The organism is Pseudomonas sp. MLB6B, from assembly GCF_054508135.1.
On the sequence record NZ_CP199313.1, the window covers coordinates 29,583 to 43,610 of the forward strand.

Annotated in this window: 11 protein-coding genes; 6 read left to right on the forward strand and 5 right to left on the reverse strand. The window is 62.7% G+C overall.

From position 1 onward, the window contains the following. Positions 1 to 457: 457 nt before the first annotated feature. From ACSMEV_RS00140 to ACSMEV_RS00165, 6 genes are all read left to right on the forward strand, one after another. On the forward strand, positions 458 to 1,843 hold the full coding sequence (locus ACSMEV_RS00140; RefSeq protein ID WP_459206772.1) for a polynucleotide adenylyltransferase PcnB: 1,386 nt from the start codon (positions 458 to 460) through the stop codon (positions 1,841 to 1,843). After that, entirely contained in the window at positions 1,840 to 2,319 is a 480-nt protein-coding gene (folK, locus tag ACSMEV_RS00145; RefSeq protein ID WP_459206773.1) for a 2-amino-4-hydroxy-6-hydroxymethyldihydropteridine diphosphokinase, read from the forward strand. Before ACSMEV_RS00140 ends, folK begins: the two co-directional genes overlap by 4 nt. Before the next feature lie 240 nt (positions 2,320 to 2,559). Continuing rightward, complete coding sequence (panB, locus tag ACSMEV_RS00150; protein ID WP_459206774.1) at positions 2,560 to 3,360, forward strand: 3-methyl-2-oxobutanoate hydroxymethyltransferase; 801 nt, start codon at positions 2,560 to 2,562, stop codon at positions 3,358 to 3,360. After that, the gene (gene panC, locus ACSMEV_RS00155) at positions 3,357 to 4,220 is read left to right on the forward strand and encodes a pantoate--beta-alanine ligase (RefSeq protein WP_459206775.1); all 864 of its coding nucleotides are present in this window, start codon (positions 3,357 to 3,359) and stop codon (positions 4,218 to 4,220) included. Before panB ends, panC begins: the two co-directional genes overlap by 4 nt. Before the next feature lie 138 nt (positions 4,221 to 4,358). Then, a complete protein-coding gene (gene pgi / locus ACSMEV_RS00160) occupies positions 4,359 to 6,023 on the forward strand; it encodes a glucose-6-phosphate isomerase (RefSeq protein ID WP_459206776.1) in 1,665 nt (554 codons plus the stop codon). Between the two features lie 221 nt (positions 6,024 to 6,244). Continuing rightward, the gene (locus ACSMEV_RS00165) at positions 6,245 to 9,175 is read left to right on the forward strand and encodes a DUF748 domain-containing protein (RefSeq protein ID WP_459206777.1); all 2,931 of its coding nucleotides are present in this window, start codon (positions 6,245 to 6,247) and stop codon (positions 9,173 to 9,175) included. Between the two features lie 88 nt (positions 9,176 to 9,263). On the opposite strand, the gene ACSMEV_RS00170 is transcribed toward ACSMEV_RS00165, so the two are convergent. From ACSMEV_RS00170 to rbfA, 5 genes are all read right to left on the reverse strand, one after another. Continuing rightward, positions 9,264 to 9,623: a BON domain-containing protein gene (locus tag ACSMEV_RS00170; RefSeq protein WP_296265816.1), complete on the reverse strand. Its 360-nt coding sequence runs from the start codon at positions 9,621 to 9,623 to the stop codon at positions 9,264 to 9,266. A 262-nt stretch (positions 9,624 to 9,885) separates the two neighbouring features. Then, entirely contained in the window at positions 9,886 to 11,991 is a 2,106-nt protein-coding gene (gene pnp / locus ACSMEV_RS00175; RefSeq protein ID WP_314492157.1) for a polyribonucleotide nucleotidyltransferase, read from the reverse strand. A gap of 249 nt (positions 11,992 to 12,240) precedes the next feature. Further along, positions 12,241 to 12,510, reverse strand: a complete 270-nt coding sequence (gene rpsO / locus ACSMEV_RS00180) for a 30S ribosomal protein S15 (protein WP_296265820.1) — start codon at positions 12,508 to 12,510, stop codon at positions 12,241 to 12,243. A 174-nt stretch (positions 12,511 to 12,684) separates the two neighbouring features. Beyond that, entirely contained in the window at positions 12,685 to 13,602 is a 918-nt protein-coding gene (gene truB, locus ACSMEV_RS00185) for a tRNA pseudouridine(55) synthase TruB (protein ID WP_296265821.1), read from the reverse strand. A gap of 3 nt (positions 13,603 to 13,605) precedes the next feature. Next, positions 13,606 to 14,007: a 30S ribosome-binding factor RbfA gene (gene rbfA / locus ACSMEV_RS00190; protein WP_296265823.1), complete on the reverse strand. Its 402-nt coding sequence runs from the start codon at positions 14,005 to 14,007 to the stop codon at positions 13,606 to 13,608. Between the last annotated feature and the right edge of the window lie 21 nt (positions 14,008 to 14,028).

The window sequence follows — 14,028 nt, forward strand, 5'->3', positions numbered from 1 at the left end:
AAACAACACGAAACGGCTCACGCATAACAAGAACAACACGGCGGAGGCGCAGCTAACTGATTCTTTTGGAGACGCGTTGTATCCGGGGCTTGCCCCATGACCAGGCAGAGAACAACAAAAACTGCACTAAAAAGCAGCGCCTGAACTGGTTGGACCTCTAGGTCGGTACAGCTCAACGATCAAAGCAATCCGTTTGCTCTTAGTCCCTTCGATAGGGATCGTTCACCAGCCAAGCTCGGTGGACTGGGCACTCGACAAAAACAAGAAGCCCGTAAAAATAACAACAAGAGCGTACGCAACGACTTGATGGGGAGCTTAGGCTCCCCATGTCGTTTCTCCCCCTTCAGTGTCTTCAGCACACCGCCTACACCATTCTCAGAGTAAATGCTAGAATCCCCGCCCATCATGCGGCCATTCTCCTATTGCTGGCCGAACATTCCTTCAAACAGTGCATCCCATGCTGAAGAAGCTGTTCCAGTCTTTCCGCCCCCCGGTACCAGGTCAACATCACGTGCGCACCACTCCTGAGGTGATCCACAAGAGCCAGCACTCGCTGCAACGCAGCCAGTTCAGCCGCCATGCGGTCGGCATCGTCGAGCGCCTGCAAGGCGCGGGCTACCAGGCTTACCTGGTCGGCGGTTGCGTACGCGACCTGCTGCTGGGCATCACGCCCAAGGACTTCGACGTCGCCACCAGCGCCACGCCCGAGCAGGTACGTGCCGAGTTCCGTAACGCGCGCATCATCGGGCGCCGTTTCAAACTGGTGCATATCCAGTTCGGCCGCGAGATCATCGAAGTCGCCACCTTCCGCGCGCCGCACTCCGACGAAGACCAGGCCGACAGCCACCGCTCTTCGCACAACGCCAGCGGTCGCATCCTGCGCGACAACGTCTATGGCACTTTGGAAGAAGACGCGCAGCGCCGCGACTTCACCATCAACGCCCTGTACTACGACCCGGTCAACGAGCGCATTCTCGATTACGCCAACGGCGTGCACGACATCCGCAACCGCTTGCTGCGCTTGATCGGCGATCCGACCCACCGCTACCAGGAAGACCCGGTACGCATGCTGCGCGCCGTGCGTTTCGCCGCCAAGCTCAACTTCGGTATCGAAAAGCACACCGTGGCGCCGATTCGCGAACTGGCACCCCTGCTGCGTGAAATCCCGCCGGCGCGGTTGTTCGAGGAAAGCCTCAAGCTGTTCCTGTCCGGGCAAGGTGCGATGGTCTTCGAGATGCTAGTCGACCTCGAACTGTTCGAGCCGCTGTTCCCGGCCAGCGCACAGGCGCTGGAAGACCGGCCGAGCTACACCCACACGCTGATCAGCCAGGCTTTGGCCAACACCGACTTGCGCGTCGCCCAGGGCAAACCGGTGACCCCGGCCTTCCTCTATGCCGCCCTGCTCTGGCCTGCACTGCCCGCACGCGTGCTGTTCCTGCAGAACCAGGGCGTGCCGCCGATTCCGGCCATGAACGGCGCGGCCCACGAGTTGATCGTCGAGCAGTGCCAGCGCATCGCCGTGCCCAAGCGCTTCACCCTGCCGATCCGGGAAATCTGGGACATGCAGGAACGCCTGCCACGGCGCAGCGGCAAGCGTGCCGACCAGTTGCTGGACAACCCGCGCTTCCGCGCCGGCTACGATTTCCTGCTGCTGCGCGAAAGCGCCGGCGAGCAGACCGACGACCTCGGCCAATGGTGGACCGACTATCAGGAAGCCCACGATGGCACCCGCCGCGAGATGATCCGCGAGCTGGGCGGGCGCAGCGAAGACGGCGCCGCCCCTCGCAAGCGCAAGCGCAGCAACAGCAAGCGCAAGCAAGGCGACGACGAGGCCTTCGAGTGAGCACCCGGGCCTACATTGGTCTGGGCAGCAACCTGGCCGATCCGGCCGGCCAACTGCGTAGCGCGTTGCAAGCCTTGGAACAGTTGCCAGACACACGCCTAGCGGGCGTGTCGGCCTTCTATGCCAGCGATTCGCTGCTGCCTGGCCAGCCACGCTACACCAACGCCGTGGCCGCCCTGGACACGGCACTCGAGCCGTTGGCGCTGCTCGATGCGCTGCAAACGGTGGAAAACGAGCAAGGCCGTGTGCGCGCCGAGCGTTGGGGGCCACGCACCCTCGACTTGGACATCCTGCTGTTCGGTGAACGCCGCATCGACCTGCCGCGCCTGCAAGTGCCCCATGTGCAGATGCACCTGCGCCCCTTCGTGCTCTATCCCCTCGCCGAACTGCTGCCCGCGCAGACCCTGCTCGCCGACGGCAGCACCCTCGCCCAGCGCCTCGCCGCTTGCCCCTTCGTAGGCCTCGAACGCCTGTAGGAACGCCGCATGCGCAAGCGGTAACAGGCGTAACACCCTACCTGTAACGCACCGGTAACAGGTGATTGACTTCCCCCCCTCGCGTCACGACTATAGGCCTCCCGCGGCACCCCGGTGCCAACAGTCTTTGGCCGTAGACGGCCGGCAATGAACATCGCGAACGACGATGTAGTGCCCTGAGCGAACGGCGACCCCTGCAACCGCAGTCGTCACCCCAGGGCCTGAACGAGGATTTTCGACATGCCCGCTGTGACCCTGACGACCCTCAACGGCCTGAAAGCCAAAGGTGAAAAGATCACCATGCTGACCTGCTACGACGCCACCTTCGCCAAGGCGGCGAGCGAGGCAGGCGTCGAAGTGCTGCTGGTGGGGGATTCGCTGGGCATGGTCCTGCAGGGGCACGACAGCACCCTGCCGGTCTCCACCGCCGACATGGCCTACCACACCGCATGCGTCAAACGCGGCAACGCCGGGGCGCTGATTCTGGCCGACCTGCCGTTCATGGCCCATGCCACCTGCGAGCAGGCCCTGGCCAACAGCGCCACGCTGATGCAGGCCGGTGCGCACATGGTCAAGATCGAAGGCGCGGCGTGGCTGGCCGAAACCATCACCCTGCTGGCCCAACGCGGCGTGCCCGTGTGCGCGCACTTGGGGTTGACGCCGCAAGCGGTCAACGTGTTCGGCGGCTACAAGGTGCAAGGTCGTCAGGAGGCCCAAGCCGAACAGTTGCGCCGGGATGCCCAGGCGCTGGAACGGGCCGGTGCCGCCATGCTGCTGCTCGAATGCGTGCCCAGCGCGCTGGCCAGCGAGATCAGCCAGGCGGTGAGCATTCCGGTGATCGGTATCGGCGCCGGCAGCGGCACCGACGGCCAGGTCCTGGTGCTGCACGACATGCTCGGCCTGTCGCTGAGCGGGCGCGTGGCGCGCTTCGTGAAGAACTTCATGGCGGGCCAGCAAGACATTCAAGGCGCCCTTGCCGCGTACGTCGCGGCAGTCAAGGACGTCAGTTTCCCAGCCAGCGAACATGGGTTCAGCGCATGAATACAGTCAAGACCGTCCGTGAGCTGCGCGCCGCCGTGGCGCGCGCACGTGGGGAAGGCAAACGCATCGGTTTCGTGCCGACCATGGGCAATCTGCACAGCGGCCATGCCGCGCTGGTGACCAAGGCCGCCCAACGTGCCGATTTCGTGGTCGCCAGCATCTTCGTCAACCCGCTGCAGTTCGGCGCCAACGAAGACCTGGCCAGCTACCCGCGCACCTTGGTCGCAGACCAGGCGCGCCTGCTGGAAGCCGGTTGCAACCTGTTGTTCGCACCCACCGTGGAAGAAATGTACCCCGAAGGCACCGCCGCGCAGACCCGCGTCAGCGTGGCGCAGCTGTCCGAAGGCCTGTGCGGCGCGAGCCGGCCGGGACACTTCGAGGGCGTGGCCACCGTGGTCAACAAGCTGTTCAACATGGTGCAGCCCGATCTCGCCGTCTTCGGTGAAAAGGACTACCAGCAACTGGCCGTGATTCGCGCCATGGTTCGCGACCTCAACATGCCGATTCAGATCTTCGGCGAACCGACCGTGCGCGCCGAAGACGGCCTGGCGCTGTCTTCGCGCAACGGCTACCTGAGCCCGGAGCAGCGCGCGATCGCCCCGGTGGTGTACCGCACGCTCACACAGGTCGCCGAAGGCCTGCGCCGTGGTCGCCGCGATTATCGAGCCCTGCTGGACGAGGGCCGGGCACAGCTGGAGGCGGCGGGATTGCGCACCGATTACCTGGAAGTGCGCCACGCCTTGTCACTGCGCCCGGCTCAGCTCGACGACCGCGACCTGGTCGTGCTGGTCGCTGCTTTCCTGGGGAACACACGGCTGATCGACAACCTCTACGTACATCTGGAGCAGCCCAGCGCTTGAGCCGGTAAGCGGCCCAGGCGCCTTGCGCTGCGTTTCCCGCTTGACCGAACCAGGATTGCCTATACTGCACGACGGCTCGCAACTGCCGAGGACGGCCACTGTCCAACGCAGCAACTTGTACCCAGGAACCCATCCGCAATGGCGTATTACCGCACTCCTCATGATGTAACGACCCTGCCGGCCTGGCAGGCGCTCCAGCAGCATCGCGAAGCGCTGCAAGACTTCAGCATGCGCGACGCCTTCAATGCCGATCCACAGCGCTTCGACCAGTTCTCCCTGAGCAGCTGTGGCCTGTTCCTCGACTACTCGAAAAACCTGATCACCGAGCAGACCCGCGCCCATTTGGTGGAGCTGGCCGAGCAGGTCGGTCTGGCCGATGCCATCAAGGCGATGTTCAGCGGCGAGATCATCAACACCTCCGAAGGCCGCCCGGTGCTGCACACCGCCCTGCGCCGTCCGGTGGGCGACAAGCTGGACGTCAACGGTGTCAACGTGATGCCCGAGGTGCACAAGGTCCTCAACCAGATGACCGAGCTGGTGACGCGCATCCATGACGGTCTGTGGCGCGGCTACACCGAAAAGCCGATCACCGACGTGGTCAACATCGGCATCGGCGGCTCCTTCCTGGGCCCGGAGCTGGTCTCGGAAGCGTTGCTGCCCTATGCCCAGCGCGGCGTGCGCTGCCATTACCTGGCCAACATCGACGGCAGCGAGTTCCACGAACTGTCGGCCAAGCTGCGCGCCGAAACCACGCTGTTCATCGTTTCGTCCAAATCGTTCAATACGCTGGAAACCTTGAAGAACGCCATCGCGGCGCGCACCTGGTACCTGGCCCAAGGCGGTTCGGAAGCCGAGCTTTATCGCCACTTCATCGCCGTGTCCAGCAACAAGCAGGCGGCCATGGCCTTCGGCATCCGCGAAGAAAACATCTTCCCGATGTGGGACTGGGTCGGCGGGCGCTATTCGCTGTGGTCGGCCATCGGCCTGCCGATCGCCCTGGCCATCGGCACCGCCAACTTCAAAGAGCTGCTGTCCGGCGCCTATACCATGGACCAGCACTTCCAGAGCGCGCCGTTCGAGCAGAACATGCCCGTGCTGCTAGCCCTGCTGGGCGTGTGGTACGGCAACTTCTGGGGTGCGGACAGCCACGCCATCCTGCCGTACGACCACTACCTGCGTAACATCACCAAGCACCTGCAACAGCTGGATATGGAATCCAATGGCAAGAGCGTGCTGCAAGACGGCTCGCCCGTGCCGGTCAGCACCGGGCCGGTGATCTGGGGCGGCGTTGGCTGCAACGGTCAACATGCTTACCACCAGTTGCTGCACCAAGGCACTCACTTGATCCCTGCCGACTTCATCGTGCCGGTAGTGAGCTTCAACCCAGTGGCCGACCATCACCAGTGGCTGTACGCCAACTGCCTGTCGCAGAGCCAGGCGCTGATGCAGGGCAAGACCCGCGAAGAAGCCGAGGCCGAGTTGCGCGCCAAGGGCATGAACGAGGCGGACATCGCCAAGCTGGCGCCGCACAAGGTGATCCCGGGCAACCGTCCGAGCAACACCCTGGTGGTCGAACGCATCAGCCCGCGTCGCTTGGGCGCACTGGTGGCGATGTACGAGCACAAAGTGTTCGTACAGAGCGTGGTATGGGGCATCAACGCCTTCGACCAATGGGGCGTCGAGCTGGGCAAGGAACTGGGCAAGGGCGTCTACGAGCGCCTGGTCGGTGCCGAAGAGAAACACGCCGAAGATGGCTCGACCCAAGGCCTGATCAACTACTTCCGCAGCCGTCACCGCGGCTGAGGTCGACGGCTGGACCAGTACGGGCGCTTCGGCGCCCGTTTTCGTTTTCCACAGCCTGCCTGGCGGCTGGCCGACACCCCGCTCTGCGCCAATGGGAAGCGCACGGCAAGCACTCCACACGTCGAACGCGATGGAGTTACAAGTCTTTGTGCAGTTGCCGCGGAACCGCCACCCCATGCCATACTCCAACCACTCCCGCCCGCGACCTGATGACGCCCCGCATGCTCAGAGCATTGACCCGCGCCTTTGGCGCCGTGCTGGCCTTGGTAGCCCTCTACAGCCTGTTGGGCTTTCTGGTGCTGCCAGGCGTTGCCCTGCGCATCGCCAACCAGCAACTGGCCAAGTACGCCACCACGCCTGCCCACCTGCAACGCATCGAGTTCAATCCTTTCAGCCTTGAACTGACCCTCTGGGGATTGGAGATCGGCGAGCCCGGCAAGCCGCAGCTGGGCTTCGAGCGGCTGTACGCGAACCTGCAACTGGACAGCCTCTGGCGCGGCATGCTGCACCTGGACGCCATAGCGCTGGACAAGCCACGCGGCGAAATAGTGTTCGCCAAGGATGGACGCTTCAATCTGGCGCACTTGTTCAACGTGCCGTCCAGCCCTTCCAAGCCCGAAGAGCCGGCCAGCGAACCCTTCCCGCTGCGCGTTGGCAACCTGGCGATCAGCGAAGGCTACGTGCACTTCAAGGACCTGCGCCCCAGCGAGCCGATCGAGTTTCTTTACGACTCGATGAACCTCGAGCTGAATAACTTGAGCACCCTGGCCGATGACAGCGCCGACATGACGCTGGTGGCGAAAAGCCCGGCCGGCGGACGCATCGACTGGCAAGGCAGCCTTGGCCTGGCGCCCTTCGCCTCCGAAGGCACGCTGAAGATCACCGATGCCAAGATGAAGCTGTGGTGGCCCTACGTGCGCGACAGCCTGCCTCTGGTGCTGCAAGACGGCGTCCTGAGCCTCGACACGCACTACCGCCTCAATTTCACCAAAGGTACCGAGCTGCTGCTCGACAAGGCGTCCCTGCGCATGGCGCCGTTCGCCATCAAAGCGCCCGACGGTCGCCCCCTGGCGCGCCTGGCCAGCCTCGACGTCAGCGACGCCACCCTTGACCTGGCCAAGCAGCGCGTCATCGTGGGCAAGGTGCGTAGCGAAAAGCTGGAAACCTGGGCCGCCCTCCAACCCGATGGTCAGCTGGATTGGCAGGCGCTATTCGCCAGCCAGCCGAGTGCGCCCTCGCCCAAGGACAAGCACGCACCTGCAACGGCCGAGCCGGCCCGCACCCAGGCTTCGGCGCCGGCCAAGCCGTGGCAGGTGCTGCTCAAAGACGTACAGACACGCAACGCGCTGATCCATTTGCAGGACCGTCGGCAGAAAGAGCCGGTAGCCCTGGACGTCGGCCCGCTCAACCTGACGATGCGTGGCTACGATAGCCTCAACGGCTCGCCGTTCGAGCTCAAGCTCGACACCGGCGTCGGCAAGCAAGGCAAGCTGCAAGCGGCCGGCCAGGTCAATCTGGCACCGGTCAGCGCCAACCTCGATGTCAGCACCCAGGACATCGACCTGCGCATCGCCCAGGCCTACATCAACCCTTTCATCCTTCTGGAGCTGCGCAGCGGCATGCTCGACAGCCAGCTCAAGGTCGAGCTGGCCAACGTCGAGCCCTTGGCATTGACCGTCAGCGGCAAGGCGCAAGTCGACCAGTTGCACACTCTCGACACGATCAAGAACCGCGACCTGGTCAAATGGCAGCAGGTCGATGCCGACGGTATCCGTTACGTGCACGGCGATGCGTTGTCGATCGACAAGGTGACGCTGCAGCAGCCCTACGCGCGCTTCATCATCAACGAAGACCGCACCACCAACATCGATGACCTGTTGATCCCCCAACCTGCCGGCGCCCAGGCCGCCTCAACGCCCGCGCAGCCGGCAAAACCCGCCGACAAGCCGCTGGGCATTCGGATCGGTCGGATCGACATCAAGGACGGTTCGGCCAATTTCGCCGACCTCACCCTGACGCCGAACTTCGCCACCGCCGCGCAGCAACTCAACGGCGTGGTCGGCACTATCGACAATCGTCGCTCGCTCCCTGCCAGCGTGGATATCCAAGGCAAGGTGGACCGTTACGCGCCGGTGATCGTCCACGGTGCGCTGAACCCCTTCGACCCGATGGACAGCCTCGACATCGCCGCCAGCTTCCGCCGCGTCGAGCTGACCACATTGACCCCCTACTCCGGTAAATTCGCCGGTTACCGCATTCGCAAGGGGCGGCTCAACCTCGACTTGCACTACGTCATCACCCAGGGTCGGCTACAAGCGGAGAACACCGTCGAAGTCGAGCAATTGCAATTGGGCGACCGGGTCGACAGCCCCGATGCGGTCGACCTGCCGATTCGGCTGGCGGTGGCGCTGCTCAAGGACAGCCAGGGCAAGATCTCCCTGAAACTGCCGGTGTCGGGCGACCTCAACAATCCGCAGTTCAGCGTGATGCCGATCGTGTGGCAGACCCTGCGCAACTTGGCCCTGCGTGCTGTACAGTCGCCGTTCAAGCTCATCGGTAGCCTGGTGGCCGGCGGGCAGTCGCAAGACCTCAGCACCGTGGCCTTCGCGCCTGGCTCCAGCGAACTGGCCGGCGATGCGCGCGCTGCGCTGGACAAACTAGCTGCTGGCCTCAAGGCGCGGCCGCAACTGCGTCTGGAGATAGAAGGCACCAGTGCGCAATCCAGCGACGGGCCGCTCTTGGCACGTCAACGCCTGGAGCGCGAGTACCAGGCCACTTGGTACAAGATCCTGCAAAGGCGCGGCGACAAGGTGCCGGCCAATGCGTCCATGCTGGTGGTCAGCGAAGACGACAAACCTGCCATGCTCGAAGGCATCTATCGCCTGCGCCTAAAAAAGCAACCGCCGCCGCAATGGGAACGATTGAGCCGTGAGCAGCGTACGCTGCAGTTGCGCGAGGCCGTGCTGAAGTTCTGGTCGGAAAGCGCCACGCTACAGCGTCAACTCGGGCAGGACCGAGCCAGTAGCATCAAGGACTACTTAGTCGACAAAGGTGGGCTGAGCGACGACCGGGTGTACTTCATCGATACGACCCTGGGGCAAGCGCAGAGCGATGGCCGAGTCGTCACGCCGTTGCATTTGGACGTGGAATGAGGGATATGGCCATTCCCTGAGATGCAAAAAACCCGGCACGAGTGCCGGGTTTTTCATGTGGCCCGATCCATCGGGCCAAACCAGAAGCTTACTGAGTTTTCAGCGCTTCGGTGGTGACGCTCTTCACGCCTTTGATTTTCTTGGTGATGGCAACGGCGGTGGTCTTCTGGGCTTCGGTCAGGGTAACGCCATCGTTGGTGGACAGTGCGACTACACCGTGGGTGGTTTCAACGGTGATGTCCGAGCCTGGGATGCCTTTCTCGGTCAGCAGGTCAGCCTTGACCTTGGTGGTGATCCAGGTGTCGCTGGTTTCTTGCTTGGCCTTGGTGACTTCACCGGCCGCCATCATCAGCGGGGCCTGGGAAGTTTGCTGGGCAGCGAAAGCCGCGTTGGTCATGGTCAGGGTCAGAGCGGTAGCAGCGGCGGCAGCGATAGCGAACTTCTTCATACAAGACACTCCTGTTTTTCGAAAAGTCTGCGCCGTGGTTACCGGCTGCAGGTAACTAAATAGATTGCAGAGGCTGTGCCAGGTTCAAAATTTAATAAATCGCAATTAAAACAAGCAGTTAGCATTTTTATGGACTGGCACGTTCGTGCATTTTGCAAGCCGTCGTCAAATCCTGCATGCAAGATGCAAGTCCGCGAATAAAAACGACAGGCAAAAAGAAAGGGCCCCGCTGGGGCCCCTTCGAATTACTGCTCGATCACGCTTACACGCCGGAGGATTTCGCCGCCGCCACGTCTTTGATCGACAGTTTGATACGGCCGCGGTTGTCCACGTCCAGCACCAGCACTTCGACTTCCTGGCCTTCCTTGAGCACGTCGGTGACTTTCTCTACGCGCTCGTTGCTGAGCATGGAGATGTGCACCAGACCGTCTTTGCCCGGCAGGATGTTGACGAAGGCACCGAAGTCGACGATGCGCTCGACCTTGCCGACATAGATCTTGCCGATTTCGGCCTCGGCCGTGATGCCCAGTACGCGTTGACGTGCAGCTTCAGCCGCATCTTTGGTTTCGCCGAAGATCTTGATCGAGCCATCGTCTTCGATGTCGATCGACGCCTTGGTCTCTTCGCAGATGGCACGAATGGTCGCGCCGCCTTTGCCGATGACGTCACGGATCTTGTCGGTGTCGATCTTCATCGCGATCATGGTCGGTGCGTTGGCCGACAGCTCAGTACGCGACTGGCCGATGATCTGGTTCATCTGGCCGAGGATGTTCAGGCGCGCTTCCAGGGCTTGGCCCAGGGCGATCTCCATGATCTCTTCGGTGATGCCGTTGATCTTGATGTCCATCTGCAGCGCAGTGACGCCTTTGGCGGTACCGGCCACTTTGAAATCCATGTCGCCCAGGTGATCTTCGTCGCCGAGGATGTCGGTGAGGATGGCGAACTTCTCACCTTCCTTGACCAGACCCATGGCGATACCGGCGACCGGTGCCTTCATCGGCACACCGGCGTCCATCAGGGCCAGGGAAGCGCCGCAGACCGAAGCCATGGAGCTGGAGCCGTTGGACTCGGTGATTTCCGACACCACACGGATGGTGTACGGGAAGACGTCAGCGCCCGGCAGCATGGCCTGGACCGAACGGCGGGCCAGACGGCCGTGACCGATTTCGCGACGGCCTGCACCGCCCATGCGACCACACTCGCCGACCGAGAACGGTGGGAAGTTGTAGTGCAGCATGAAGGGGTCTTTCTTCTCGCCTTCGAGGGTATCGAGCAGCTGAGCGTCACGCGCGGTACCCAGGGTCGCGACGACCAGGGCCTGGGTCTCGCCACGGGTGAACAGGGCCGAGCCGTGGGTCTTGGGCAGAACACCGACTTCGATGTTCAGCGGACGCACGGTCTTGGTGTCACGACCGTCGATACGCGGCTTGCCGTTGACGATGTTTTCGCGAACGGTGCGGTATTCGATTTCACCGAAGATCTCTTTGACCTGGGCAGCCGAAGGCTGGCCTTCTTCACCGGAGAACTTGGCGATCGCCTGATCGCGCAGCTCGCCCAGACGGGCATAGCGGTCGGCCTTGACGGTGATGGTGTAGCCTTCGGAAACGGCTGCACCGAACTCGGCACGGATGGCGTCGAACAGTTCGGTGTTGGCGACGGCAGGTTTCCAGTCCCAAGTCGGCTTGGCGGCTTCGGCAGCCAGCTCTTTGACGGCCTTGATGACCGACTGGAATTCGTCGTGGGCGAACAGTACGGCGCCCAACATCTGGTCTTCGGTCAGCTCTTGGGCTTCGGATTCGACCATCAGTACGGCGTCAGCGGTACCGGCGACGACCATGTCCAGGCTCGAGGCGGCCAGCTGCTCGTAGGTAGGGTTGAGCAGGTAGCCGGTGCTCTCATGGAACGCGACGCGAGCGGCACCGATCGGGCCTTCGAACGGAATGCCGGAGATGGCCAGGGCGGCCGAGGTGCCGATCATCGCGGCGATGTCCGGATCGGTCTTCTTGCTGGTGGAGACCACGGTGCAGACGACCTGCACTTCGTTCATGAAGCCTTCCGGGAACAGCGGACGGATCGGACGGTCGATCAGGCGCGAGGTCAGGGTCTCTTTCTCGGAAGGACGGCCTTCGCGCTTGAAGAAGCCGCCAGGGATCTTGCCGGCAGCATAGGTTTTTTCCTGGTAGTGCACCGACAGGGGGAAGAAGCCCTTGCCTGGATCGGCTTGCTTGGCACCGACCACGGTCACCAGCACGGTGACATCGTTATCGACGGTGACCAGCACGGCGCCGCTTGCCTGACGGGCAATACGGCCGGTTTCTAGCGTGACGGTCGACTGACCGAACTGGAATTTCTTGATTACCGGGTTCACGGTTTCCTACCTTTTCAATGGCTCTGGGGGAACTGATTTCTTGCGAATTCTTGGGCAGAACAGGGAATCGGCCCCGTTGACCGTCCAGATACAACACGAGGCTGGGAGCCTGACTGCCGCGCGGGAAAACCGCACGACAGGCTCAGGCTGCCAACCTCGAAGAGATGCCGGGCGTGTCCGACGGCGATGCTGATGTCCAGCACCGCCGAAGATGGCGACACGCCCCGCACACCACTGGCCAGGCCGCTATTAGCGACGCAGGCCCAGACGACCGATCAGGGTGCTGTAACGCGTGGTGTCTTTGCCCTTCAGGTAGTCCAGCAGCTTACGACGCTGGTTGACCATACGAATCAGACCACGACGGGAGTGGTGGTCTTTGTCGTTGGCCTTGAAGTGGCCTTGCAGCTTGTTGATGTTGGCGGTCAGCAGAGCAACCTGCACTTCCGGGCTACCGGTGTCACCGGCGGCTTGCTGATAGTCGGCAACGATCTGAGCTTTTTCTTCGACGCTGAGTGCCATTTGGCTTCTCCTGATGAACGGAACCCGCAAGCGGATTCCAATAGGCCGGGGAAAACCCCGTATTAATAAAGAAGGCATGACCGCGCCTAATAACAGCCACCCTTTCATCCACAGGTTCGGGCCGAGGCCCTGGCCTGTGGTTTCGGCCAATCTGACCGAATCATTTCGACCGAATCACTCGGATCGAATCAATCGACGCGGCGCGATGCGCCCGTCTTCGCTCACTTCGCCGATGCCGAGGAAGCGACCGCTGTCGTCCTGCACCCGAACCATGCCGAACTGTGGCGATTCGGGGGCTCGCACGGGTTGACCGTGCAGCCAGTAAAACGCGCTATTGGCCGACAAGCATACCAGCGGCCAATGCAAAAGACCGCTGTCCGATGGCATCAGGAAGCGGTCCAGCGCTTCGTTGCCGCCTTCGGCGTGAGCTTGCTCCAACGCTTCGAGGGTAACGGTCTGCGCCAATTCGAACGGCCCGGCGTGGGTCCGACGCAGCTCGGCAACGTAGGCACCACAGCCCAAGGCTTCGCCCAGGTCTTCGACCAGGGTGCGAATATAGGTGCCTTTGGTGCAGCCCACCGACAACCGCGCGCGGCTGCCTTCGCTCTCGAGCAGTTCGAGGCGCGTAATAGTAACAGAACGCGGCTCGCGCTCCACTACCTCTCCTGCACGCGCCAACTTGTACAGCGGCTGCCCGTCACGCTTGAGCGCCGAGTACATGGGCGGGATCTGGCTGATCGGACCTCGAAACGCCGGCAAGGCCGCTTCGATGTCGGCACGACCAACGGTCACTTCGCGGGTCTGCAACACCTCGCCTTCGGCGTCACCGGTGTTGGTGGTCTGCCCCAGCTGCATGACCGTCTCGTAGCCCTTGTCGGAATCTAGCAAGTACTGCGAAAACTTGGTCGCTTCGCCGAAGCACAGGGGCAATACACCAGTCGCCAGCGGATCAAGGCTACCGGTATGGCCGGCCTTCTCCGCGTTCAGCAGCCAACGGACTTTCTGCAGGGCCGCGTTGGAGGTGAACCCCAGCGGCTTGTCGAGCAGGATGATGCCGCTGACGTTACGGCGAATACGTTTGACCTGGGCCACCGCTTACTCCTTGTCGACGTCCGGCTCGTCTGCCTGGTGCAGACGGTCTTCGGCCACGGCGCGCTCGATCAGGGCCGAGAGATGAACGCCACGGCTGACGCTTTCGTCGTAGTGGAAGTGCAACTGCGGCACGCTGCGCAGCTGCATTGCGCGGCCCAGGTGCAAGCGCAGGAAACTGGCGGCGCTGTTCAGGGCCTTGAGGCTCTGCGCCACGGCGGTGCCGTCGTCGTCATCGCCCATGACGGTGATGAACACCTTGGCGTGACCGACGTCGCGGCTGACGTCGACGGCGGTGATGGTGACCAGCCCGACACGCGGGTCCTTGACTTCACGGCGGATCAGCTCGGCCAGCTCGCGCTGCATCTGATCGCCAATGCGTTGGGTACGGCTATATTCTTTTGCCATTTTTGCTACCTGTATCTAAAG

Coding starts and splice junctions, on each gene's coding strand:
- rbfA (WP_296265823.1), bottom strand. CDS start 14,007: ATGGCAAAAGAATATAGCCGTACCCAACGCATTGGCGATCAGATGCAG.
- panC (WP_459206775.1), top strand. CDS start 3,357: ATGAATACAGTCAAGACCGTCCGTGAGCTGCGCGCCGCCGTGGCGCGC.
- ACSMEV_RS00165 (WP_459206777.1), top strand. CDS start 6,245: ATGCTCAGAGCATTGACCCGCGCCTTTGGCGCCGTGCTGGCCTTGGTA.
- ACSMEV_RS00170 (WP_296265816.1), bottom strand. CDS start 9,623: ATGAAGAAGTTCGCTATCGCTGCCGCCGCTGCTACCGCTCTGACCCTG.
- panB (WP_459206774.1), top strand. CDS start 2,560: ATGCCCGCTGTGACCCTGACGACCCTCAACGGCCTGAAAGCCAAAGGT.
- pgi (WP_459206776.1), top strand. CDS start 4,359: ATGGCGTATTACCGCACTCCTCATGATGTAACGACCCTGCCGGCCTGG.
- rpsO (WP_296265820.1), bottom strand. CDS start 12,510: ATGGCACTCAGCGTCGAAGAAAAAGCTCAGATCGTTGCCGACTATCAG.
- ACSMEV_RS00140 (WP_459206772.1), top strand. CDS start 458: ATGCTGAAGAAGCTGTTCCAGTCTTTCCGCCCCCCGGTACCAGGTCAA.